A 24,874-nucleotide genomic window follows, 5' to 3' on the forward strand; every position below is an offset into this window, starting at 1 on the left:
CGGCGCGCCGCGGGCGGGCGCGGGCGGCCGGGCCGCCGCAGTGGCTCCAGAAGCGGTGGCACCGCCTGTCCCGGGGCGGTCGGCGGGTGCCGGTGGGGAGCGGGTGGCGACACCGGTCGTGGAGTCAGTGGTTCCGCCGGTCGTGCGGCAGCCGACGGGTACGGGCGGCGAGCGGGTCGGGACACCGGTGCCGGAGTTCACGTCCCCGCCCGCGACCGGGCGGACGTCCGGCCCGGTGAGCGAGCGGCGGCAGCCGACCGTCGCGGTCCGGGGCCATGACGCCCCCGGCACCCCACAGGCACACCTCGACGGACCGCCCCGCAGCCCGGTCCGGTCCGCTGCCACGGACCAGTCCGTCCCGCGTCCCGTCCCGCACGGAACCGCCGCGGGCGATGGACAGGGCACCACGGCAGGTACGCACGACGCGCCGACCCCCCGCCCGCGGCCCGCCCACGAGGTGGACGCCCAGGGCGTCGGTGCCGCTGTCTCAGGGCGCCAGAACCCGGCGTCGACGGCGTACCACGCCCCGGCCGTTCCGTCGGAGGCGCCGTCCCGTGCCGCGCACGGTCCGGGCCGTGCCCCGCTGTCCGCGTCCGCACGCCCCGACGTCGAGACCGCCGCGGGAACCGGTCGTCGCGGCGCCGGCGAGGGCCACGCCGCCCCGGTGCCGGCGGACGGCCGCGGCGTGGCCGGTCCGGCCCGTACGGCAGAGTCCCCGCTCACCGGCACACCGTCCGGGGCCCGGCCCTCGCCCGTGAGTGTCCGCACCGAGCCCGCCCCGGGTGAACACGGTGTCCCACGCGGCACGAACGCGCCGGCCCGGGAGCCCGGCGCAGCGGTGACACCGGCCCGGTCCGAGGCGCCAAGGACGGACGCCGGACCGGCCCGACGGAGCCAGGCCGGGGCCGAGGCCCGCACCGGCCCGGACACACCGGCGCGCACCGAACCGCACACGCCGGCCGGCGCCGGGACACCGGACCGGGCCGACGCCACCACCGGCACGGCCCCTACTGCCGCCACCCCGGAGCACACCGGAGCGCCGTCCGCGACGGAACGGCACCTGGCGGGCGCCCCCGGCGGCCGCACGGACCCGCCCGTGCCGACGGCGACCGAGGCCCCCGCGGGCGCCGGTCGCGGGCCGGAGGACGCCGGCCGGACCGGGCAGTGGCAGGCCTTCAAGCAGGAGCAGACCGACCGGGCCCTCCCGCTCGTCGAGGCGGAAGCCCGCCTGGAGACCGGCCGGACCGGCCTCGACGAGGTGTGGCGGCGCGGCTACGACACGTACACCGCGCACGTCGAGAACGACGTCGCCGGCCGGGCGCCGCTGGCGCGTGACGGAGCCGAGGCCCGGCACGCCCGGTGGCAGTGGCGCGGCGACATCACCCGCGCCTTCCGGGCGGAGCTGGACCGGACGGGCCGCGTCTCCCCGGAGGCGTACACCCGCATCACCGAAAACGCCCGGGCGAACGCGTACAAGTACCTCGTCGGGGCCGACCAGACGCAGCGGTTCACCGCCCGCTTCAGACAACAGGCGGACGCCTACCGGGCGGGCCGGTTCACCCACGGCGAGGACCTCCCGCGCTTCGAGGGGACGCCGGCCCACGTGTACGACGGTGAGCTGCGGACGTACGTGAAGGACGACATCAGGCGGTACGGGTATGCGGAGGACACCGTCCCGGCCGGCCCCCCGGTCGACCTCTTCCGGGACCGGACGCACGACTTCAATCCTCTTGAGCAGTACTACATCGGCAAGCGGGAGGACCTCGCCGGCATCCTCGACCGGTACCGGCGCGACGGAGAGAGCGGAGGCGGACTGCCGGCCTGGACGGGCCTCGACATCGACGCCCTGATGAACGGCGTGGGCCCGGACCTCGAACGGATCGCCACCCGGGAACACGACATCCGGACCGCCACGGCCGAGCGGTTCGACGACATCGTCCGCTGGAACGGCAGGGGCGGCGAGCCACTGCCGGACGACCTCGTGCACCAGGTGCGGCTGGACTTCCAGCGTGCTCTGCGGGCCGACCACGACCTCGTGTTCGCCCACGGCGACGGCGAGGGGCCGCGTGAGCTGTGGCACCTGGCGACGACCCGGGCGGTCGACGAACTCCCGGGCCGTATCGCGCGGGAGAAGTTCGTCCGCGGCCGGCTCACCGAGGAGCGGGCCCACGCGGAGCGCGAGCTGGGGAACCTGGGTGAGGACGTCCTCTCCCACTTCGGCGAGGCCGCCCGGCAGCGCGTCGCCGGTGAGTACCTGGACACCGTACGGACCGCCGCCGGCCGGCACTTCACCGAGCGGTGGGGCGAGAGCCGCGAGACGGGGAAGCCCGCCCCGGAGTGGACCGGCGTACGCGACCGGCTGCGCTCCACCCTGCCCGACCGCGTCCGCCACGAGGGCGACCTCCAGGCCGTAACGGGCGAGTCCGCGCACACGTTCCACAAGATCCTCGGCCACCCCGGCGACTTCGAGGCGTTCCCGCTGCACGAGGACACCGTCAGCAGGCTGGGCGACGACTTCCGTACGGAACACGTCGCCAAGTACGACGAACTCTTCGCCCCCGAGGGGCACCGGACCGACGTGTGGCTGGCGCACGAGTCCCGCCACGAGGACGGATTCCGCACCCGGCTCGACGACCTGCGGGACGGCGAGTACCTGATGGACTTCAAGGACGACGCCTACCCCGCCTTCCAGGACCCGCGCACCGCCCGCGCGGCCGCACCCGAGCAGCGGACCCCGGGGGAGGCCCCGGGCCCCGGCGGACCCGGACCTGGAACCCGGGCCGATGAGACGCCGGTACGCGGCACGGTGGAGCGGGACACCGCCGGCCCGGTGTCCCGGCAGGCCGGGAGGGAGGACGAGGGCAAGGTCCTGGACCTGCGCGGCGAGGTGCGCGAACGGCTGCGGAGCAGCACGGAGTACGCCTTCACCGCCGCGCAGATCGACCGCGCCCACCGGCAGTTGCTGCGCGAACGCCCGGCGCTCGCGGACCTCGGGGTGCGGGAGCGGGCCGCACTGGTCGCGCGGTCCCTGGTGCGTCCCGAGGAGAAGCTGATCGCCGTCGCGGCCGGTCTGCTGGCGCAGCACACGGGGGTGTACGGGAACAGCGGCGAGATCCACCAGGCCCACCAGCGGGTGGCCGAACGGTTCGGCGACCGGTTCGAGCAACTCTCCATCGAGCGGCGGGCCCGTATCGTCGTCGGAGAGATGCTGGACCACGCGAGGCCGCACCAGAACGACGCGCGCCCCCCGGCCGGGCCGGACGACACCCAAGTGTTCATGGCCCGCACGGAGCACACCGTCGACACCGGTCTGAGCCGGGCTCTCGGCGAAGCACTGGGGTCGGGGAGCCCGCAGGACCTGGACCGGGTCGGACGTGCCCTGGCGGCCCGGTCCGGCGCCCGCGCCGGCCTGAGCAGGGTCAACGTCGAGGGGATCGTCGGGGACACCGATGACGCCGAGCCCCTGGACGTCGCCCTGTCCCGGAAGACGGTGCCGGGCCCGGAGGGCCGTGACCTCGCGGGCCTGCTGCGCAACAGTGGGGCGCAGCGACGGGAGCGAGACCTCAGCGAGAGGTTCGACACGGTGATCGGTCCGCCGCCCGGCGCACCCGTCGACGCCGGGCACTTCAGCCATTCCATGCTCGACACCATCAGCACCGTGCTCCATCAACTGCCGGCGGCTCACGTGCGGGGCAACTTCGACCTGAAGTTCATCAAACCGGCCCGCGACGGGAACGGCAGCGGCACCAGCGCCTATGACTGGGACACAAAAGGCATCGAGGTGGTCGTCCCGAAGTACGTACCGGATCTGCTCTACACCACGCTGAACCGCGGTAACGCCCTCCAGCGCCGGCTGATGGACGAGGTGCTGCTGGCCAGTTACGAGGGTGTCGGCAAGGAAAGTGACGCGGCCCTCGGCATCTCCGGTCGGGACCGTCATGTCATGGGCGGAGTGTCGGATGTGCTGGCCCACGGCAACCTGCTGGAGTGGACCCTTCGCCACGAGATCGGGCACTCCCTGGAAGCCCTCTCCGTCTGGCAGATCCTGCGGGCTGAGGAGAGATTCGGAGGGTGGAAGCAGTATGAGGCGCAGCCGGGGTTCGTCACGGCAGTCGCGGAAGAACTTCTGAGCTTCCACCGGATCACCGAGGAGGAGCGCAACCTCCGCATCTCGAACGTACCCCTGTACCAGCGCGTCGCGCAGGTCCTGTTGCCCAGCAGGGCCCGGAACCGCCCCGACCTCCTGCCGGGGCTCCTCGCGCTTCCGGACGCGAGCGCCGCGCTCCAGGAGAAGCTCGATCAGATCGTGAAGTTCGCCCGGCTCGCCGTGGCGCAGCCCTGGACGCTGAACGACGGTGGCGCGGGGACACTGAGCCTGGCGGGCCGCGTCTACCACGTCGACCCCTACGGCAACTGGGTCAGTTACCTGCAGAGCCAACGCGAGCGGTACGCCGTCTCCAACTACCAGTTCTCCAACCCGGACGAATGGTTCGCGGAAGCCTACGCGGCCTATTACGACCCCAACCCCGAGCCTCGCGCACGGCTCAACCCGGACGTGCGCCGGTGGTTCCGTCATGACCTGACCGCACTGCTCGAAACCGGAAGCACGGCCGTACGACGCCGTACCGCCGGGGACGCCTTCGAGACACTCCACTGGCTGCAGGAGGCCGATCCGCACCAGGAACAGGGCGGCGATCCCGCGACGAGACGGGTCCTGGCGGCCCTGACGGCCGACATGTCGCTGCGCGACGGCGTTCCGCACCGGTCACCGCCCCCGGCGGCGGTCGGCACCCGCCAGGACGGCACCGAAGCCCTGGACGCGCGGACCCGTCTGGCCACCTACCTCGACCGGTCCCCGGACCCCGTGCCCGACATCGCCACCGTCGTCAGAGCCATGTCCAGCGCGCCGTCCGACGCACGCGGTCTGCTGGTGACGGAGTACGGGAACGGTGACATCGACCAGGTCATCAACGTGACGCGGGACCGCGACGGCAAGGTCAGGTTCATGGACGGGCGGACCGGCTCCCCCGTGCCGGAGCCGGCGGGCGCCGCCTCCTTCCTGCCGACCACGGACGACATACCCGGCTTCCCGCTGCGCCGCGCGACGCGGACCGCGACCGGCGGTACGCCGTCACACGCGGACCCGGCACCGCGGGCGGCCGGTGATCTCCTGGACGCGCAGGAGTTCCGCCGCCGTACCGCGGCACGGTCGCGGTCCCTGTCCCGGATCACCGGGGTCGACAAGCTGCTGGCGGACCACCAGGGGATCCCCGAGGACGACGTGGCCCGGCGGGCGGACCTGCTCGACCAGCTGATCGACCGGGCGCACGAGTACGCGGCCGGCACGCACGACGGAGGAAACAGGGCGGTGGTCCAGCAGTTGATCGTCCAGGCGGAGCGCCAGGTCGAGGCCTACCGTGAACTGCTCGACGACCGTCCGGCGGCGGAGGCCGGCCGGATGTCCGAGGGGACGTCGGCCGGACCGCGGCGACTGCCGTACCGCGAGCGGGTGGAGCTGGCCAGGCGCACCTGGGACCAGCCGCTTCCCGAGGCCGTGACGCACCTCGAGGACCTGCTGAGACAGGCCGGTACCGGCGCTCGTTCGCTGGTGACGGGGGTGCGGGCCGGCGAGGCGCTGTGGGCCGTCAACCGCGAGGGGACGATCCAATGGCTGACCCAGGACCTGAGAGGAACGACGGCTCCGGCGCGGGCCGCCGCGCCGGTACGGTCGGTCGACCTGGCCCCGAGCGGCCGGCTGATCGCCCCGGTCCGGCAGTTGGCGCAGGCGGGTGACGCGGCCACCCGGTTCTGCGGTATCTCGCCCGGCGCCGACCTGCGGCACGTGCTGTGAACGACGCGGGCGGGAGCCGGCCCGACGGCCCGCTCCCGCCCGCGGGTCCGCACCGGGCGGTGTCAGCGGAACCCTTCGAGCGTCTTGTCGAGCGCTTCGAGCATGGGAAGCAACCGGGCCTCGTGCTGGGCGGCCAACGCGGTCTGGGCCTCCCGGACGGCGGCCACGACCAGCTCGGCGAGGGCCCGCGTACCGCCCGGGTCAGCGACGGCCGGTGAGATCGTCAACTCCCGCAGCGCGCCCTTGCTGTCGACGGTCACCCGCACGGCGCCGCCCCCGGCCGTCCCCCGGGCGCTCAACGTGTGGATCTCCTGCTGGGCCCTGGCCAGGCCCTGCTGCATCTGCCGGGTGGTCTCCACCAGCCGGCCCATGTCGAGGGCGTCGTTCCGCTCCATGATCTGACTCCGTTCTCGGGTACCGGCCCGGCTGCCTCAGGCCGTGCTCCACTTCTGGTTGTCCGCGCCGACGCAGCTCCACAGCTGGAGCGGGGTGCCGTTGGCCTGGAGCTTGTCCTTGACGTCGACACATTTGCCGATCACCGTGTTCACCAGGTCGTGAGCCTGGTTGACCTTGAACTTCTGGGCCCAGCCACCGTTGCACCGGGCGAGCTGGACAGGCGTCCCGTTGGCCTCGGAGGCTCCGGCGATGTCCATGCAGAGCCCGAACATGCGGGCGGTCCCGTCGGAGCGGAAGTCGATCTTCTGCCAGGAGCCGCCGACGCAGTCACGCATCTCCAGGCGGGTGCCGTCCCGGGCGGCACCCGTCCGGGACCCACTGGCGGTCACACAACGCCCGTCGGCATGGCTGTAGACCCTGACACCGGGGTAGGTGACGCTCTTTGACTCGCCGGACGTGCCCGAGGTGCCCGAGGTGCCGGACGCGTTGGATGAACCGGCGGAGCCCGATGCCCCCGACGAACCACCCGTGGTGCTGTCCGAACCGGACGAGGTGGACTGGCGGGTGGGCCGGGACGGGGTGGTGGGCGTCCGGTCGGTGGCAGGGGAGTTCCGGTCGCCGGAGGTGACATCGGTGCCCGCCGCTCCCGCCGTCCCGGGGGCTCCGGGCCGGGCCGCACCGCCACCGCCGTTGCCCGGCACGGCGGACGGAGACGGAGCCGAGTGCGCGGGCCCCGACGGGCCCGTGCCGACGGCGGCCGTCGCCGTGGTCTTCGCCACCGTGGCGGGCGAGTCCGACGGGAACATGCTGTAGACGAACAGGCTCAGCACCACACATCCGGTGAGGACCGCCGCGCCGGCCAGCCACGCCCAGGGCCGGCCGCCGGGGCTGCCGTCCTCTCTGCTTCGCGTGGTGGTACTGGTGAAGGCCCGGGCGAAGCGCGACGCCGCTCCGTTGAGCAGTACCGGATCCTGCCGTTCGGGACGGAGCGTCACTTCGACTCCTTGGTATGACACAGTGGTAATCGGGGACCGTGTAACACGGTGGTGTGACACGGTTGATGGTCTCACATCATGTCACTCGGTCGGGTGTCCGAAGCTTGAGAGGTGGTCGTCATGGGTGAGCTCGCCGTGGATCCGTCTGCCAGTTGGTTGCCGTGCATCCCCGACGCGTACGGCCGGTCCGCCTGGGAGCGGCTGCCTCCCCATGCCCAGCGCGCCATGATGGAGGCGATCCGAGGTGATCTGGACGAGTGGTTCGCCGACCGCCGTGACCACTACGAGGCCGTTGCCGAGGACCTGACGGAGCACTCGGAGCACACCGTGGCGCGGACGGCGGTGGCGCCGCGCGAGCCGCGGGTGCTGACGGCGGCCGACCTGGCGGGTGTGGTCGAGAGTGTCGTCACTGAGGCCGGGAGCCGGACCGGGGAAGCGGACCCGGTATCCCTGTCCGCGCGTGACCTGACGGCGCAGGAGTGCCTGACGCTCCTGTTCTCCCTGCGGGCTGAACTGTTCCCGCAAGGCGTCGCCGCGGCGCGGGCGGTGGACGACGGTGCGGTGGGCCTCGACGCACAGCGCAGCCGCCTCGCCCCGGGCGCCGACTGGAAGCGCGTCAGGGACTGGGAGTCGGTTACCGAGGCGTTGCGCGCGAGCGGTCCCGGCAGCGCGGCCTTCGTCCTCGCCCGGCGCCCCCAGGGCAAGGGACACGCGTTCGCGGCCTATGTGCCCGAGCCGGCGAACGGGGAGCCGGTCGAGGTCGCCTGGCTGGATCCGCAACAGGCGAAAGCGGGCCTGCGGGTGGACAAGGAGCCGCCTCATATCCGACCGGTCGAGGCACGTGCGGTCGTCATCGACCGGCAGGCCCGGATCGTTCATGACGCCCTGCCGGACTTCGTCGTGTCCTCATCCGCCGGGCACGTACAGGCCGACCCTTCCGCCAGCCGCCAGTACACCGGTGGCGGCATCGAGCGAGAGTTCCTCATCAACCTGGTCCCGGTGAGTGAATGGCCGGACATCTTCTCCGACGACGTGATAGCCGAACACGTCTCCGGCTCTCAACTGAGGATAGACGGGGGGCCGGAGCACTGGCTTCCGGAATTCGTCTCCCGGCCCGCGGCAGTACTCGAAGGTGAAGAGTTCTGGAGGCCGCGCGACGGAAGCACATGGAACTCGGAAGCGGCCTTCGATCTCTCCGATGCCGCAGAGGAGAAGCTGCTGGCCGGCCGGGGCCGGACCATCGGCGACGTCTTTTCGGACGACGGCTGGAGACCCGCTTCTGAAACGATGGCGGGTCTGCCGATTCCCCCTTTCAAACCGTACGACGTATCAGCTCTGCAGTTCACCTTCGGTGTTCCCGTCGACGGACTGCTGTCGCTCCTCGCCCTTGACCGGTCCCGGAACCGGGTAGCCCCGTTTCATGCCGCGGCCCATGACTTCGGGATGAGTTTGGCGCATGCCTTCGTCGGGCTGCCGCCGACGCAGCCCGACCCCGCAAAAGCCTATCTCCTCTCGCCGGACCCCCGAGTGCGTGAAGTGTGGGGCTACGGATGGCTTCTGTGGACCCATGCCGCGGCCCCGGTGTTCCAGGAGTATGTGAACAGGAACAACATCGTCAAAAACTTCCTCGCAGTGGCCGCGAGGAATCCGCTCGGCGAGATACTCGGTGCCCTGCGGGAGGAGGTGCAGGATTTCCTGAGGAGAAATGCCACCTGGATCAAAGAATATTTCTCGTATTCGCTGCACCACTACCTGAAAAATGTCGTCAAAGTACCGAACGCCCCAGCCCGAGCCGGTGTTCTGCTGCAGGCAGATCTCACAGCTTCAGACAACGGTCACAGCGTGGACGACTACCTCACCTACGGCCTCACCGGGAGCACCCGCGCCGGCCTGACGATCGGGCAGCGGGAAGCGGTCGGGCTGCGGGAGAAGACGGAGTTCCAAAGACTGCACCGGCATGGCGGGGTCCCGCTCGCACTGATCGAACTGCGCAACTACGGCCCCTACGGCGTCGTCATGAAGCGGGATCAGATGCGGCGGCAATTCGCCGACGTGGCCGCTCTGACCCAGGACGCCTTCGCATACAGCCGAGGCCGGCCGCGGCAACTGGAGGACCTGGCGACTCTGGTGCGAAGCACCCTCTCCGACGGGAATGTGCTGTCGGCTGCCTCCCTGCTGGCGTTCGTCCCCGTGGTGCGGGACGCGGCGCTGCCGGTTCAACTGCCGGACAGCAGCTGGAACCTGTTCCTCGCCGACTCGCTCGCCTCGGTCGCCCGGGGCGGTCGCCTGGCCTCCGCGGCGGTCGCGCCGCTCGGTGCACTGGCCGATTTCGCCGCTCAGGAACTGGACCGGCCCGCCGCCCCCGGGAACCCGGCCCGCCAGGAAGTGCTGGGCCGGGCGATCGCCGCTGTCCGTGGGCTCATCTCCGCGTCGGCCGGGCCGGGTCCGGCTCCTGTCCATGCCGCGCGGGGACCCGGCGCGCACCCGGCGTCGGCCACGCCGACAGCGGTCGCCTCCGGCTCGCACCGAGGGGGTTCCCGCTATCCCCGGCCGCCGGAGGACGCGCTGCGCACCTGGCTTTCGAAGGTTCCCCAGGCCCGCGGCGTGCTCGCCCGCCTCGGGCCGGGGCAGCTCGAACCGCTCCGGGACAAAGCCGTCGGTATCGTGGGCATGCACCATGTGTCTGCGCCGGATGACGTCCCCGGCCTGTCGCAGGAAGCCGAGAAGTACCGGCAACTCCATGTGGACATGGTCGACATCGTCGCGGACGAACTCGAGCGGAACGGCCCGCAGGCGGCCAGGGACACCAGCAAGCGCATGTCCGAAGACCTGGGGACCGGCCGCGTGTCCCACCCTCTCCAGGACCGCGGATCGCAGTCCGGCCGGCCTGCCACGGCGGCACGCCGCAACACACCGGCGCGAAGCTCCCGCCCCTGGGAGTGGAGTGAACCGGCGCCGGGCGCTGACCAGGGCCTGCGCGTCGGTGACGGGTCGGCCTTCGGCGCGGCTACCGGCTTTGCCGGTGTCACGGACAGGTCCCGGGCGATGGAGATCGCCCGTGGACTGATCGACGTGCCCGCCGCGGTGGAACAGCCGGTCGCCGCTCGGACGGAGGCCGCGCGTCTGGTCGGACTGCTCCTGGGCGACGGCCCGGTCGCGGAACGGGTCGCGGCCAGCGGCGTCCGGGTCGTGGTCATCCCCCGTTCCGGGAATCTCGCCGACCTGCCCCCGTACGCCGGGCTGGAGGACCGGGTGCGCCCGCCGGCCGGGGTGCGCGGCTGGACCGACCAGGAGCGGGCCCTGGTGGCCGTGAGTGAGGAGAACCTCCTCGGCCGGGCGGCCGCCGACCCGGCCCGGACCCACCCCGAGGGCTACTCGTCCGTGCTGCACGAGGCCGCGCACCTGGTGTACGCGTTCGGTCTGGACGACGCCCTGCGGACGAGGGCGGAGGAGGCGTTCGGCGCCCGACGGGACGCCGGCCCGGCGCGGCAGTGGGTCGACGGTCCGTTGTGGGACGTGCACGGCGACGCGTCCCACAACCACTCCGCCACGGACGCGGCCGAGTACTTCGCGCAGAGCACGGTGGCCTACTTCGGCGCCAACCACGGACTCGACGCCACCACCCGACAGCGGCGCAACAACGGCGCCGCGTGGCTGGCCGACCACGATCCCGTGCTGTACTCGCTGCTCAATCAGCTCTACGGGCCGCCCCCCGCTCTGACGTTGCACGCCAACGCGCTGTCGGTCACCGACGCGGACGACCGCTTGTGGGAGACCCTCACCTGGCACACCGGGACCACGGCCCACACGACCCACACGGCCCAGGAGGTTCCCCCCGCCGCGCGCACGGCATTCGCCGAGGACGTGCGTCCCGCGGTACGGCTCTGGCAGCGGCCGCTGGCCGAGGAGATCGCGGCGTTGCGGGACATCCTGCGGACCCCCGGTTCGCGGTCGCTGGTGTTCGGGACGGCGCCGGTGAGTCCCGTGTGGGCGATCAACGCGGGAGGCGAGATCCGATGGCTGGACGCACTCGGCACCGGTGACAGCACGGGTCAGGCGCCCGGGGCCGCGCAGGGGCAGGTCGTCTCGATCGACCTGGACAACTACGGTCAGCTGACCGGGCCGTCGGCGAAGGCCGCCGAGTCGGCCGGTGCGCGAACGGACTTCTGCGACCTGAACCTGGGCGCGGACCTGCTGGGAGTCCTCGGCTGGCGGGCCGGCCGCCGATGACCCCGCCGGTCGTTGCCTGTCACAGATCCGGTGGCCACCCGGTCAGAGAAGTCGAGCGGTCCCGCGACCGGAACGACCACGCGACGGCGGCCGGGCTGCCGCCCGGACAACGGCGTCATCACGGAAGGTGCGACTCAGTGTCGGAAAACTCAGAGCACGGCCACCACGGCCACCACGGGCACGGCCACGGAACCGGCGGCGAGAACGGCCCCAGCTGGACCCGGGCGGCGAAGCTGCTGCAGGACGCCGCGCCGATCACTGTGCCCGAAGGTGCCTCGGCGATGACCATCCACGTCCAGTGGGAGCCCGGTGATCCGGGCACCCCGCCGCACCGGCACTCCGGCCCGGCGTTCGGCTACGTCATCAAGGGCGCCGTCCGCTTCGAGCTGGAGGGCGAGCCCGAACGAGTCGTCGAGCCCGGCGGCACCTTCTGGGAGCCGGGCGGTGACGCCATCCACTACCAGGACGGCAACGCCCTGGACGACGAGCCGACCGAGTTCATCGTCACCATGATGTGCGCCCCCGGAAAGCCCATGCTGGAACTGGTCGACGAGGCGGAGCTGAAGGAGCGGGCCCACCTGCGCGCCCCGCGGCCCAACCCCTGAGTCCCGTCGTGTGGATCAAGGAGTGACGTTCGCAGAGGCCGGCCGGCGGTGCCACCCATCCGTGCGGTGGCACCGCCTTCCGTACGGTCCCGGTACTTGGGCCGCAGCCCGTTCACGGTCAGCCGGGAGATCCGCCGAACCGGAACACAAGCGCACTCCAGCGGCACCGGCCCTGCCGCGGGGCCCCACTGTCGTCGGCACCCGGTCATCCGGCACACCGTGTGAGACACCATGTGTCGCGCACTCCGTCCGGGGCCCGCCGCCGATAGCATCGAGCGAGCAGGCGCCGCCGACCTGGAGCCACCGCGTCCGGACACGGCGAGCGCACCGTCAGTGGAATCAAGGTGATCACCCATGGCAGCCGAAAGCGTCCTGCACCCGAGCCTCATCGTGCCGATCGGACACGTCGAACCGGTGCCCCGTCGCATCCGGGGAACGATCGGCGGCCGGGTAGCCTTCGACACCCGCCGCGCGCTGTACGTGTGGGAATGGCAGGCATATCCGCAATTCAGCGTCCCCGTCGAGGACTTGGTGGACGGCGTGCTCCACGACGACCAGCACACCGAGCAACTCGGCGCGGGCCCCGCACACCGGCACACCCTCCAGGTCGGTGCGGAGACGCGCGCGGGAGCGGCCTGGGTATGGGGTGAGGGCGCCCCGGGCCCCCTGCACGGCACCGTGCGTTTCGAGTGGGAGGCGCTGGACTCCTGGTTCGAGGAGGACGAGCCGGTATACGTCCACCCCCGCAGCCCCTACTCCCGCGTCGACGCCCTGCGGTCCGGCAGCAGCGTCCGCGTGGAACTGGAGGGGGTCGTGCTGGCCGACGCTCCCGGCTGCGTGAAACTGTTCGAGACGGGCCTGCCGACCCGCTACTACCTCGACCGCACGACCGTCGACTGGACCCGGCTGCGACCCTCGGACTCGGTGACCCGATGCCCCTACAAAGGCACCACGAGCGGCTACTGGTCCTTCGACGGCGCTGCCGCGGCCCACGAGGACGTTGCCTGGACGTACGACTTCCCGACCGTCCAGGTCCATCGCATCGCCGGACTGACGGCGTTCTACAACGAACACGTCGATCTGTACGTCGACGGCTTCCTGCTGCCCAAGCCCACCGATCCCAAGCGGACGGCCGCCGGCTGACGCCGGCCGCCGCGTCACACATCGGCTCCCGGCCCGGTCTCATGAGGTGGAAAGTCTTCCAAAACCCACCAACTCCCGAGGAGCAGGCCGTGAGTGACATCGTTCTGGAGCCCGCCGCGCAGGAATTCGCCGCCGCGACCGCCAAGCCGCCGCTGCTGTACGAACTCGGTGTCGAGGGTGCCCGCAAGCTGCTCGACGACGTCCAGTCCGGGCCGGTCGACAAGCCTGACGTGGACGAGAAGTGGATCACTGTCCCGGCCGACGCCGGTGACGTGCGGGTCCGCGTCGTCAAGCCCGTCGGCAGCACCGGTGTGCTGCCGGTGATCCTGTACGTGCACGGCGGCGGCTGGATACTCGGCAACGCCGGCACCCACGACCGTCTGGTGCGTGAACTGGCCGTCGGCGCCCGGGCGGCCCTGCTCTTCGTCGAGTACGACCGTTCCCCGGAGGCCAAGTACCCCGTCGCCGTCGAGCAGGCGTACGCGACCGCCCGCTGGGTCACCACCGCGGGCCGCGAAGAGGGACTGGACGGCTCCCGCATGGTCGTCGCCGGTGACTCCGTCGGCGGCAACATGAGCGCCGCGCTCACCCACCTGGCCAAGCGGCGCGGGGACGTGACCTTCCGGCACCAGTCGCTGTACTACCCGGTCACCGACGCCGGCCAGGACACCGAGAGCTACCGGACCTTCGCCCACGGACCGCACCTGACGGCGAAGGCCATGGAGTGGTTCTGGGACGCCTACACCACCGACCCCGCCCAGCGCGCCGAGATCACCGCGTCCCCGCTGCGTGCGACGACCGAGGACCTGCGTGGGCTGCCCCCGGCGTTCGTCGTCGTCGACGAGAACGACGTACTGCGCGACGAGGGTGAGGCATACGCCCGCAAGCTGACCGAGGCCGGCGTACCGACTACGAGCATCCGCTACAACGCCACCCTGCACGACTTCATGATGCTGAACCCGGTTCGCGGAACCCAGGCCTCCAGCACGGCGATCGAGCAGGCCGTCCACGTCCTGCGCAAGGCCCTCGGCACCGACTGAACGCGTCGGTGCGAACCACTACGAAAGGCCGCTCCATGAGTACGCGCAAGCCGACCGTCGTCCTCGTCCACGGCGCGTTCGCCGACTCCTCCAGCTGGAACGGTGTCGTCGGCGCCCTCCAGTCCCACGGCTACCCGGTGGTGGCCGCGAGCAACCCGCTGCGCGGACTGGCCGCCGACAGCGACTACGTCAGACAGCTCGTGACCGCCGTCGACGGACCCGTGGTCCTGGCCGGCCACTCCTACGGCGGCTCGGTCATCAGCGATGCCGCGCGAGACCTCGGCCACGTCAAGGCACTCGTCTTCGTGGCGGCCTTCCTGCCGGACGCGGGCGAAAGCGCGGTCGACCTGTCCGGCGAGTTCCCGGGCAGTACCCTCGGGGAGGCGTTGCGCCAGGTGCCGGTCACCCTGCCCGACGGCAGCCAGGTCGCCGATCTGTACATCGAGCAGAGCAAGTTCCACCAGCAGTTCGCCGCCGACGTCCCCGAAGGGACCGCGGCGGTCATGGCCGCCACCCAGCGCCCCGTGACCGACGCCGCGCTGGCGGAGGGGGCCGCCGCCCCGGCGTGGAAGAACATCCCGTCCTGGGTCCTCGTGGCCACCGAGGACCGGAACATCCCCCCGCGGGCCCAGACCTGGATGGCCGAGCGCGCGGACGCCACCGTGGCGACCGTCGCCGCCTCCCACGCGGTCGGCGTCTCGCGCCCGGCCGAGGTCGCGCGCCTGATCGACGAGGCGGCACAGGCCACCGGCTGAGCGGCCCGCCACCCCGGACCGCAGGACCGAGACCCGGCCGCACCCATGTCACACACGGCCGGCCGGGCCCCTCGGCCCCCCGCGCGGCGGAACGAACACCGGGCCACCGACTCTGGAGCGCATCATGAACACGGACAAGCAGGCCGCCCGTGGGCTGGCCGACATCGAGGCACATCTGTACCGCGAGGCCCATCTCAGCACCGCCCGTCGGCGCGTGACCGCCTTCACCGGGCGGACGGCCGGGCTGACCCACGAGCAGAGACGGGACATCGAGTTCTGGTACCTGGAGGAGCAGCGGTACGTGGCCCGCATGGTGACGCAGCACATCGCCGACAGCATTGGCGCGGCCGAGGCCGCGCACCACGTGCGGTTCGCGCGGTGGCTGCGCGGGACACTGATCGCCATGACCGTCATCAGCGCGGTGATCTTCGTGGGCACGGTGGCCGTCACGGCGTCGGTGGCCTGAGCCGGCGCGGCGGCTCCCGGTCACTGCAAGCGGTTGCGGAGAGGGCCGTGCGGACAGCGAACGCCAAGGTATCGTGGCAGCCGGGAGGCGGTCATGGTGAGGGGCGGAACGCGGACCGGGCTCATCGGGCGGCGGGACGAATGCCGGGTCCTCGACGAGCTGCTCGCGCAGGCCAGGGCCGGGCGGAGCGGGGTCCTGGTGATCCGCGGCGAGGCGGGCATCGGCAAGACCGAGCTGCTGAACCACCTCCTGGACCGGGCCACCGGCTGCCGGGTCGTCAGGGCGGCCGGTGTGCAGTCCGAGATGGAGCTCGCCTACGCCGGGCTGCACCAGCTCTGCGCCCCGTTGCTCTCCCACCTCGACGACCTCCCCGAGCCCCAGCGCAACGCGCTGGGCACGGCGTTCGGGCTGCGGGCCGGCGACGCGCCCGACCGCTTCCTGGTCAGCCTGGCCACCCTGAGTCTGCTTGCCTCGGCCGTCGGCGACGAGCCGCTGATCTGCCTGGTCGACGACGCCCAGTGGCTGGACCGGGTGTCCGCGCAGACCCTGCAGTTCGTCGCGCGCCGACTGCTCGCCGAATCGGTCGTGCTGGTCCTGGCCGTCCGCGAGTCCGGCACCCGCGAGATCCTCGCCGACCTGCCGGAACTCCTCGTGCGGGGACTGGCGGAGCACGAGTCCCGCAGACTCCTCGACTCGGTCGTCACCGGACCGCTCGACGCGAGTGTGCGGGACCGCATCGTCGCCGAGACGCGCGGCAATCCGCTGGCCCTGCTCGAACTGCCGCGGGGTCTGACCGCCGTCGAGATGGCGGGTGGCCTCGGCGGCCTCACGACCCGGCCGCTGTCCAGCCGGATCGAGGCGGGCTTCCTGCGCCGCATCCAGTCGCTCCCTGACCAGGCGCGGCAGTTGCTGCTCATCGCCGCCGCCGAACCGGTCGGGGACGTCTCCCTGCTGCGGAGGGCCGCCGAGCGCCTGGACATCTCCGTGGACACCGCGGTCACCCACGCCGAGGCGTCCGGCCTGATCACGTTCGGCACCTGGGTGCGCTTCCGCCACCCGCTGGTCCGCTCCGCGGCGTACCGAGCCGCCGGTTTCCGGGAGCGCCGGCGCGTGCACGCGGCCCTGGCCGACTCGATCGACGCGAGTCTCCATCCCGAACGCCGGGTGTGGCACCTCGCGAGCGCGACGACGGGACCCGACGAGGCCGTCGCCGCCGAGCTGGAGGGAACCGCCGGCCGGGCCTACGCCCGCGGCGGCGTCGCGGCGGCGGCGGCCTTCCTGTACCGGGCCACCGAACTGACACCGGACCCCGTACGCCGTGGGGACAGGGCCCTGGCCGCAGCGCGGGCCAAGTACCAGGCGGGTGCCTTCGATGTCGCGCGGTCACTGGTCGACGCGGCGGAACTGAGCCCGCTCGGCGAGGCCGACGCGGTACGGGCGACCTTGCTGCGGGGACAGATCATGTCCGCCGCCAAGAGCGCCAGTACCGGACTGCCGTACCTGCTCGAAGCGGCCGGGCGGCTTCAGCCGTTCGACCCCCGGTCGGCCCTCCAGACATACCGGGACGCCGCACACGCGGCCCTGACCGCGGGCCGGCTCGCGACGGGCGGCGTCCGCGATGTCGCCGAGGCCGTACTGAGCGCGCCGGGACACGTCCCCACGGCGAGCCGTGAGCACCTGCTGCTGACCGGCCTGGCGCGGGTGATCACCGAGGACTACTCCGTGGGCGCGCCGCTTCTCCTGGAGGCCGTGGCGGCCTTCCGGACGGGGGAAATCTCCCGGGAGGACGGCCTGGGATGGCTCCCGCTGGTCTGCCGCATGGCACACAACACCTGGGACTTCGCTTCCTGGTCCGAGCTTTCGGCGCGGCTGGTCGAGCTGGCCCGCGGCAGCGGAGCACTGGCCGTACTGCCCTCGGCCCTCCTCCTGCGCCTGTCGAACCGGGTGTTCGCCGGCGACCTGCGCGGGGCCGACTCCCTCGCCGTGGAAGCGAGCGCGATCGCCGAAGCCACCGGCAGCAGCTTCTTCGCGCATTACGGCGCACTCGTCGTGGTGCCCTTCAAGGGACACGAGTCCTCGACCCGGCAGGCGATCGAAGCCGTCACGCAGGACCGTCTCCTCCAAGGTGAGGGCAAGGTGACCACGGCCACCCAATGGGCGGCCGCGGTGCTGCACAACGGCCTCGGCCAGTACGAGGAGGCCTACGCCGCCGCCCAGCGAGGCTGCGAGAACCCGCAGGAATCCGGACTGTCTCTCCAGTCCCGGGTTGAACTCGTCGAAGCGGCCGTGCGACTGGGCCACACCGCGCAGGCGGCCGAGGCCGCGCGGACGATGGCAGAGATGGCCCGGGCCGTCCGCACCCCCTGGGCCATGGGCGTTTCCGCCGCCACCCGTGCCCTGGTGAGCGAGGGGCCGGCCGCCGACACCCTGCACCAGCGGGCGATTGAGCACCTCGACGCGGCGGGGACCCGCATGGACAGCGCCCGCGCCCGGCTCCGCTACGGCGAGTGGCTCCGCCTCGGACAACGCCGGGACGACGCTCGTGTGCAACTGAACAAGGCGTACGAGATGCTCAGCGAAGCCGGGGCCGAGGCATTCGCGGAGCGCGCGCGACGGGAGTTGCAGGCCGCCGGAGCGACCGTACGCAAACGCGCCTCGGCGACCCCGGCCGCCCTCACCACGAAGGAGGCCGAGATCGCGCGGCTCGCGCAGGCGGGCTTCACCAACCCGGAGATCGCCGCCCGGCTGTTCCTCAGCCCGCACACGGTCGAATGGCACCTGAGCAAGGTGTTCGCGAAGCTCGGTGTCTCCTCCCGCAAAGAGATCGGCTCGGTCGTCGTGGACGCCGCCCCGCTCACGTCCTGACCTCTCGCCCGGCGCCGGACGTTTCCGGTTCCGCCAGCAGCGCGGGCACGGTGACGATCGGGATCTTGCTGTTCAGCATGCGGTGGACCGGGCACCGTCCGGCGGCCGCCAGCAACTGCCTGCGCTGCTCCGGCTCCAGGTCACCGGTCAACCCGATGTTCTTGACGATGCGTCCCTCCGTCCCGAACCGTACGGCCACGTCGATACGGTCCAGCCGCCAGCCGTGCCGGTCGGCCAGTGCCCGCACCGCCATGGATGTGCACGACCCCAGCGCGGCCAGCAACAGCTCTCCCGGGGTGGGGCCCGTGTCGTCGCTGAGCGGCTCGGGTTCGTCGGCCGTCAGGGTGTGGGTGCCGATCGTGACAGCACGGGCGAGCCGTCTGCCCTCGGCGACGGACACGATGCGCGTGGTCATGGGTCTCCCTCTCGGCGCGGGGCGAGGAACGATGCGGCGGGGACCGTCGAGGAACCCGTCCCCCCTCCCCACAGACCGAGCGGCGTCCGCACCTGTGACACCCGCCGCTCACAGCACCGTGCGCAGAAGCCTCCGCGAGGTGATGCCGAGCTTGACGTACACCTTCCGCAGGTGCCATTCCACGGTGTGCGGACTGAGGAACAACTGGGCGCCGATCTCGGAGTTGGTGAGCCCGTCCCTGGCCAGCTGCGCGATCTGCGTCTCCTGGGCGGTGAGCGCCGTCGCGGCATCGGCGCCCTGCCGGGCCACGGTCTCACCGGTGGCCCGCAACTCGCGTACCACCCGCTCGGTGAACGCGCTCGCGCCGAACCGTGTGAACAGTGTGTGTGCCTCGCGCAACTGCTCCCGGGCGTCGACCCGGCGGCCCTCCCGACGCAGCCACTCCCCGTACAGCAGGTGCGCCCGGGCCAGCTCCGCCGCGATCCGGGTCCGCCCGAGTCGTTCGATCGCCTCCCGGTACAGCCGCTCGGCCGCGTCACCCTGGCCGAGCAGCGCCCGGGAGCGTGCCTGGATACCCGACGCCCAGTCCGTCGCGGCGGCGTCGGTGGTCCGGGTCAGCCGGTCCAGCGCCTCCTCGGCCGCGTCATGACGACCGCTGCGTACCGCGGCCTCCACCAGTTCGGCCAGCCCCAGGTTGGCCGTGACCAGGTCGTACGGATGAGCGCAGGCCTGCCGGGCCGCGTCGAAGGCGTCCTCGTACCGGCCCAGACCGTTGTGAAGCACGGCCTCGGCCCGGTGCGCGATGGACACGCCGATGCCCTCACCCCGGTTCACCGCGTCCCCGATGCCGGTCTCGATCAGTGGCAGGGCTTCGCGCGTGTGTCCCCGCCAGGCGGCGAGCGTCATCGCGCCGTACGGCGCGAAGCTGCTGCCCGCCGCTTCCTGGACCCGGGCGATCTCCGCGATCAGCAGCGCCGCCGCCTCCAGGCCGCCGTCACAGGAGTGGACGACGACCCGGGAGTTGAGCGCGAGCGGCAGTTCGGTGAGCGCGCCGACGGTGCGGGCGGTCCGCACGTGGCGGTCCACCAGCTCCGTCCACGCCTCGTCGTCCCACATCTCGGCCGCCAGTGTCGAGGCCAGCCACGACCAGCGCAGCACCTCCTCCGGGTCGGTCTCCCGGCGGAACGCGCGCACCGCGTCGCGCGCCGCGGGCACCGCGTCGCCGTAGCCGGCGGTGAACCTGGTGGCCAGGGCGTCCAGCAGCAGATCGGCAGTCCGCGGCGGCCCTGTGACTGCTTCCGAGGTTCGCTGGGCCGCCGCCGCCACCTCACGGGCGTCCGCGCCGGAGGCGAGTCGCCCGGCGAACATGGCGGCCGACAGAGCGTCCAGAAAAGTCTCCCGCGCCAGACCCGCGTCGAGGGGCACCAGACGCCGCGCGGTGGTCAGCAGCAGGGGGAGCGCCTCGTCGACGCGGCTGGCGGCGAAGGCGACCTGGGCCTGGAGCAGGTCGGCGCGGGCGCGGCCGTGCTCGTCCAGGACCCCGCTGCGGGCCAGCGCCAGCAGATCACGGGCCGCGGCGGGCGCACCGGCGCGGAGTTTCGCCTGAGCCGCGGCGAGGGCGCGCGCCGCCTTGCGCCGCGGGTCGGGTGTCAGGACTGCGGCGTGGGCGAGGAAGGCGGCCGCCGCGGCCATGCCGCCCCGGGCCAGCGCCCGCCCGGCCGACGACTCAAGCTCACCGGCGATCGCCTCGTCCGGCCGCACCGTCGCCCGCGCCAGGTGCCACGCCCGGCGGTCGGGGTCGAGGGCGGGATCGGTCACCTCCGCAAGGACACGGTGGGTCTCCCGGAGCTCCGCGAGTCCGGCCGACCGGTAGACGGCGGAGCGCAGGAGCGGATGCCTGAAGCGCACGAGGGCCCCGACGGCGAGCAGCCCCGCCGTCACCGCCGGGCCGTCCGCACCCGGGCCGATGCCCAGCCGCTCGGCGGCCCGTCGGAGCAGTGTCACATCACCGATCGGTTCGGCGGCGGCGATCAGCAGCAGCCGTCGGGTGTCCGCCGGCAGCGACCGCACCCGCGCGAGGTAGCTCCGCTCGATCCGGCCGGTCACCGGTCCGGGACCGGGCCGGCCCAGACCGTCCGCCGGTTCCGCGTCGAGTCGGCCGTGCGGGAGTTCCAGCAGCGCGAGGGGGTTGCCGCGGGCCTCGGCGAGGACCCGGTCGCGGATCCGCTCGTCCATCGGGCCGTCGGCCGCCGTGCTCAGCAACGCCCGGGCGTCGGCAGTGCCGAGACCGTCGACGGTCAGCTCGGGCAGACCGGAGAACTCGTCGTGTCCCCGCTGCTCGCGGGAGGCGAAGACCAGGGCCAAGGGTTCGGCGAGCATCCGCCGCGCCACGAACGCCAGGGTCTGGGCGGAGACCCGGTCGAGCCACTGCGCGTCGTCCACGAGGACGAACAGCGGCCGCTCGGCGGCCACGTCGGTCAGCAGTCCGAGCACGGCCAGACCCACCAGGAACCTGTCCGGAGGCGGCCCCGCGCTCATCCCGAACGCCGTGGCCAGTGCGTCCCGCTGCGGTGGCGGAAGGCAGCCGGCGCGGTCGAGGAACGGGGCGCACAGCTGGTGCAGGCCCGCGAACGGGAGCTCCATCTCCGACTCGGCACCCGCCCCGCGGGCGACGCGGTACTTCGCGGCGCGCGCCGCCAGGTGGTCCAGCAGAGCGGACTTCCCGATCCCGGCGTCACCCCGCAGGATCAGTACAGCACTGCGTCCGGCTGCCACCTCCGCAACCAGTGCTTCGAGTGCGTCACGCTCACGGCGCCGGCCACGCAGCGGCCCCGGCCCGTCCCCGCTGCTCACCCCGACCCCCGCACGCGGCGAGCATAACAACCGCGTGCGCGGGCCGGCGGGCGCCGACCGGGAAACTCCCGGTGTCCGGGCACGACCGGACAGCGGACCCGTCTGTGACAACTCCGGCGGGGGACGCGGCGTGGACTCCGTCACGCCGATCGGACCCTCGGTGTGGTTCCGGCCCGGGTAAGGTTGACAGCATCGTTGTGACAACTTTACGGGAGCCCGACTTCCCCGGATTTTCCCCAAGGAGCTGCGTCTTATGATCGTCGGCCCGCCTCCCGACCTGGTCGGTCGGCAGCATGAGTGCGGGGCGCTCGACGACCTGCTGACAGGTCTGCGCGAAGGCGGATCCCATGTCCAGGTGGTCCGTGGCGAGGCCGGCATCGGAAAGTCGGTGCTGCTGGAGTACGTTGCCGCCCGGGCGTCCCGGGTGAAGGTGACCTGGGCGCACGGCATCGAGGCCGACATGGAGCTGCCCTACGCGAGCCTGCACCAACTGTGCACGCCGTTCTGGGACCAGCTGGACGAACTGCCGGAGCCCCAACGCGACGCCCTGCGCGTGGCGTTCGGGATGGCGGCCGGGGACCCGCCGGACCGCTTCCTGGTCGGCCTCGCCGTGCTCACCCTGCTCACCCGCGCCTCGGAGACCCAGCCGGTACTCGTTCTGGTGGACGACGCGCAGTGGCTGGACCAAGTCTCCCTGCAGACGCTGGAGTTCGTGGCCCGCCGGCTGCTCGCCGAGGTGGTCGCCATGGTGTTCGCGGTCCGTGACCCCGAGGGGCGGACCGTGCTGGGCGGCCTGCCGACGCTGCGGCTCGACGGTCTGGACACCGCCGCCGCCGGCGAACTCCTCGAAAACACCGTCGGGGGACGGTTGGAGAAGCGGGTCCGGGACCGGTTCGTGGCTGAGATGCACGGCAACCCGCTGGCCCTGCTCGAATTCTCCCGCGGCCGCAGCGCCGCCGAACTGGCCTACGGCCTCGACTCGTCAGCTTTCCCCAGTGTTCAGGGGCCGGTGGCCGGCCGTGTCGAACGGGACTTCGCCAGCCGCCTCGGCGCGCTGCCGGCGGCCACCCGGACACTGCTGCTGATCGCGGCGGCGGAACCGGTCGGTGACGCCGGCATGCTGGTCCGCGCGGCCGCCACCCTCAAGATCGTCATCAATGCCGCACCGGCCAAGGCGGCCGGTCTGATCGAGTTCGGCGAGTCCGTCCGCTTCCGGCACCCGCTGGTCCGTTCCGCCGTCTACCGCGGAGCCGAGCCCGAGGAGCGCCGAGCGGTGCACCGGGCGCTCGCCGAGGCGACGGACCCGGTCACCGACCCCGACCGGCGGGCCTGGCACGCCGCGCAGGCCGCCGACGGGCCGGACGAGGAGGTCGCCGCGGGTCTGGAACGGTCCGCCGACCGCGCGCGGCAGCGCGGTGGCATCGCCGCCGAGGCCGTACTGCTGGAGCGCGCGGCAGAGGTGACACCGGACCCGCGGTCCCGGGGCCGCCGCGCCCTCGCTGCCGCCGAGGCGCACTTCTCCGCCGCCGCGCCCGACCGGGCCACCGAGCTCGCGACGGTGGCCGAACTGTGCCCGCTGAGTGGCCTGGACCGCGCCCGGCTGGCGCGCCTGCGGGCCAGGATCCTGTTCGCCCGCAGCCGCAGCGACGAGGCGGCGCCGCTGCTCCTGGAGGCCGCCGCGCAGTTCACCGCCGCCGGCTCGCCACTGGCCCGGGAGACGTACCTGGAGGCCATCAGCGCGACCATCTTCGCGGGCAGCGTGCACGGCCCGACAGGCGCCCGCGCCGCCGCCGTCGCGGCCCGCGCGTCCGGGGCACCCCCCTCGGGGTCCAGGTCCGCCGACCTCCTCCTCGACGGAGTGGCCGCCGTCCTCGCGGACGGCTACGAGACCGGTGTCCCGGTACTGCGCGGTGCGTTGGAGTCACTCACCCAGGAGGAACTCGGCACCCGGGAGGCGACCGTACGCTGGCTGCTGCTCGCCCCGGTCGCGCTGGAGGCGTTCATCCACTACGCCTGGGACCTGCACGCGTGGGACGCGCTGGCCAGCCGCGCGGTGCGGCTGGCCCGCGACATCGGTGCGCTCGGCGCGCTGCCACCGGCCCTCGTCTACCTCGGTGGGGTCCACATCCACTACGGCAATTTCGCCGAGGCCGACCGGATGATCGACGAAGCCGACGCGCTCGCCGCCGCGACCGGCCACGCCCCGCACCAGTACGCCACGCTGGTACTGGCCGCCTGGCGGGGCGAGGCGGACGTCGCCGCCCCCATCGTCGAGGAAGCCAGGCGGCAGGCCGAACAACGGGGCGAGGTGTCCCTGCTGGGCGCCATGGGCTACATCCAAGGCGTACTCTTCAACGGCCTGGCACGCTACGAGGAGGCCCTGGAGGCGGCTCGTACGGGCATCGAGCACGACGGATTCAACTTCACCGGCCTGTCGCTCGTCGAACACGTCGAGGCCGCCACGCGGTGCGGTGAGCTGGACCAGGCCCGCGCCTCGCTCGCCCGGCTGCTCGAACTCACCCGCGCCGCCGATTCCGGCTGGGCGCGCGGTGCCGCCGCCCGCAGCCAAGCCCTGCTCACCGAGGGCGACGAGGCCGACCATCTGTACCGGACCGCGATCGAGGAGTTCGGCCGCGGCGGTGTGGCCGTGGAAGTGGCGCGTACCCACCTGCTGTACGGCGAGTGGCTGCGCCGCGGCCATCGCCGTTCGCTGGCCCGGGAACACCTGCGCACGGCCCACGAGATGTTCGACGGCATGCGGGCACACGCCTTCGCCGAGCGGGCCGGCCGTGAACTGCTGGCCACCGGTGAACACGCCCGGGTACGGGAGAACAAGCCGGCGAGCGTCCTCACCCCCCAGGAGTCGCAGGTCGCGACACTCGCGGCGGACGGCATGACGAACGCGCGGATCGGCGCGGAGCTGTTCATCAGCCCGCACACCGTGGAGTGGCATCTGCGGAAGGTGTACACCAAGCTCGGGATCAACTCGCGTCGCGCGCTGCCCGGTGCCCTGGCGAGTACCCCGGTCACCGAGATCCACGGGGAGGATACACTGCGCACCGGCTGAGCCCTGCCGCAGTCGGGCGCAAGGACAGTGTGAGAGCGCCGGCGCACTCGTGTCACACTTGTCGCACGGGAGCTGTCTCCAAGGGTGAGTTTCCGATCCCCGAGGAGTACACGTGACCAGCACTGCTGAGGCACCCAAGTCAGGAGCCAGAACGGCTCACCCCGATCATCTCGGGCACGTCATCTTCATCGCG

The 24,874-nt window shown here is 72.6% G+C and carries 13 protein-coding genes; 9 read left to right on the forward strand and 4 right to left on the reverse strand.

All coding sequences use genetic code 11. The annotated features are described in order from the left end of the window. The first annotated feature begins 838 nt into the window (after window positions 1–838). The gene (locus AB0G32_RS38145) at window positions 839–5,851 is read left to right on the forward strand and encodes a hypothetical protein (RefSeq protein ID WP_361174814.1); all 5,013 of its coding nucleotides are present in this window, start codon (window positions 839–841) and stop codon (window positions 5,849–5,851) included. A gap of 62 nt (window positions 5,852–5,913) precedes the next feature. Here AB0G32_RS38145 and AB0G32_RS38150 read toward each other — a convergent pair whose 3' ends face one another. Then, window positions 5,914–6,246, reverse strand: coding sequence for a YbaB/EbfC family nucleoid-associated protein (locus AB0G32_RS38150; RefSeq protein ID WP_361174817.1), 333 nt, complete (start codon window positions 6,244–6,246; stop codon window positions 5,914–5,916). A 36-nt stretch (window positions 6,247–6,282) separates the two neighbouring features. After that, window positions 6,283–7,242, reverse strand: a complete 960-nt coding sequence (locus AB0G32_RS38155; RefSeq protein WP_361174820.1) for an RICIN domain-containing protein — start codon at window positions 7,240–7,242, stop codon at window positions 6,283–6,285. Between the two features lie 120 nt (window positions 7,243–7,362). Between AB0G32_RS38155 and AB0G32_RS38160 the strand changes: the two genes are divergently transcribed. The 7 genes from AB0G32_RS38160 (at window position 7,363) to AB0G32_RS38190 (ending at window position 18,346) form a co-directional block, all read left to right on the forward strand. Next, window positions 7,363–11,472 (forward strand): toxin glutamine deamidase domain-containing protein, encoded by a 4,110-nt coding sequence (locus tag AB0G32_RS38160; protein ID WP_361174823.1) that lies wholly within the window; start codon window positions 7,363–7,365, stop codon window positions 11,470–11,472. A gap of 137 nt (window positions 11,473–11,609) precedes the next feature. Continuing rightward, complete coding sequence (locus tag AB0G32_RS38165; RefSeq protein WP_361174826.1) at window positions 11,610–12,077, forward strand: cupin domain-containing protein; 468 nt, start codon at window positions 11,610–11,612, stop codon at window positions 12,075–12,077. 354 nt (window positions 12,078–12,431) lie between these two features. After that, window positions 12,432–13,220: a DUF427 domain-containing protein gene (locus AB0G32_RS38170; protein WP_361174829.1), complete on the forward strand. Its 789-nt coding sequence runs from the start codon at window positions 12,432–12,434 to the stop codon at window positions 13,218–13,220. Window positions 13,221–13,309: 89 nt separating this feature from the next. Next, complete coding sequence (locus AB0G32_RS38175; protein ID WP_361174832.1) at window positions 13,310–14,260, forward strand: alpha/beta hydrolase; 951 nt, start codon at window positions 13,310–13,312, stop codon at window positions 14,258–14,260. Window positions 14,261–14,295: 35 nt separating this feature from the next. Then, window positions 14,296–15,015, forward strand: coding sequence for an alpha/beta hydrolase (locus AB0G32_RS38180; protein WP_361174835.1), 720 nt, complete (start codon window positions 14,296–14,298; stop codon window positions 15,013–15,015). 124 nt (window positions 15,016–15,139) lie between these two features. After that, on the forward strand, window positions 15,140–15,481 hold the full coding sequence (locus AB0G32_RS38185) for a hypothetical protein (protein WP_361174838.1): 342 nt from the start codon (window positions 15,140–15,142) through the stop codon (window positions 15,479–15,481). A gap of 93 nt (window positions 15,482–15,574) precedes the next feature. Then, window positions 15,575–18,346, forward strand: a complete 2,772-nt coding sequence (locus AB0G32_RS38190) for an AAA family ATPase (RefSeq protein WP_361174841.1) — start codon at window positions 15,575–15,577, stop codon at window positions 18,344–18,346. Here the strand turns inward: AB0G32_RS38190 and AB0G32_RS38195 are convergent. Beyond that, window positions 18,336–18,761 (reverse strand): OsmC family protein, encoded by a 426-nt coding sequence (locus tag AB0G32_RS38195; protein WP_361174844.1) that lies wholly within the window; start codon window positions 18,759–18,761, stop codon window positions 18,336–18,338. The two genes, AB0G32_RS38190 and AB0G32_RS38195, sit on opposite strands and share 11 nt — an antisense overlap. A 108-nt stretch (window positions 18,762–18,869) precedes the next feature. Next, window positions 18,870–21,587, reverse strand: a complete 2,718-nt coding sequence (locus AB0G32_RS38200) for an AAA family ATPase (protein WP_361174850.1) — start codon at window positions 21,585–21,587, stop codon at window positions 18,870–18,872. 280 nt (window positions 21,588–21,867) lie between these two features. Between AB0G32_RS38200 and AB0G32_RS38205 the strand changes: the two genes are divergently transcribed. Further along, window positions 21,868–24,681, forward strand: a complete 2,814-nt coding sequence (locus tag AB0G32_RS38205) for an AAA family ATPase (protein WP_361174847.1) — start codon at window positions 21,868–21,870, stop codon at window positions 24,679–24,681. The last annotated feature ends 193 nt before the right edge of the window (window positions 24,682–24,874 follow it).

The organism is Streptomyces sp. NPDC023723, assembly GCF_040639815.1.
Classification (GTDB): Bacteria; Actinomycetota; Actinomycetes; order Streptomycetales; family Streptomycetaceae; genus Streptomyces.

Excerpts from the sequence above, each read along its gene's own strand:
- AB0G32_RS38170 (WP_361174829.1), top strand. The coding sequence starts at position 12,432 with ATGGCAGCCGAAAGCGTCCTGCACCCGAGCCTCATCGTGCCGATCGGA.
- AB0G32_RS38190 (WP_361174841.1), top strand. The coding sequence starts at position 15,575 with ATGGTGAGGGGCGGAACGCGGACCGGGCTCATCGGGCGGCGGGACGAA.
- AB0G32_RS38150 (WP_361174817.1), bottom strand. The coding sequence starts at position 6,246 with ATGGAGCGGAACGACGCCCTCGACATGGGCCGGCTGGTGGAGACCACC.
- AB0G32_RS38185 (WP_361174838.1), top strand. The coding sequence starts at position 15,140 with ATGAACACGGACAAGCAGGCCGCCCGTGGGCTGGCCGACATCGAGGCA.
- AB0G32_RS38160 (WP_361174823.1), top strand. The coding sequence starts at position 7,363 with ATGGGTGAGCTCGCCGTGGATCCGTCTGCCAGTTGGTTGCCGTGCATC.
- AB0G32_RS38180 (WP_361174835.1), top strand. The coding sequence starts at position 14,296 with ATGAGTACGCGCAAGCCGACCGTCGTCCTCGTCCACGGCGCGTTCGCC.
- AB0G32_RS38205 (WP_361174847.1), top strand. The coding sequence starts at position 21,868 with ATGATCGTCGGCCCGCCTCCCGACCTGGTCGGTCGGCAGCATGAGTGC.
- AB0G32_RS38195 (WP_361174844.1), bottom strand. The coding sequence starts at position 18,761 with ATGACCACGCGCATCGTGTCCGTCGCCGAGGGCAGACGGCTCGCCCGT.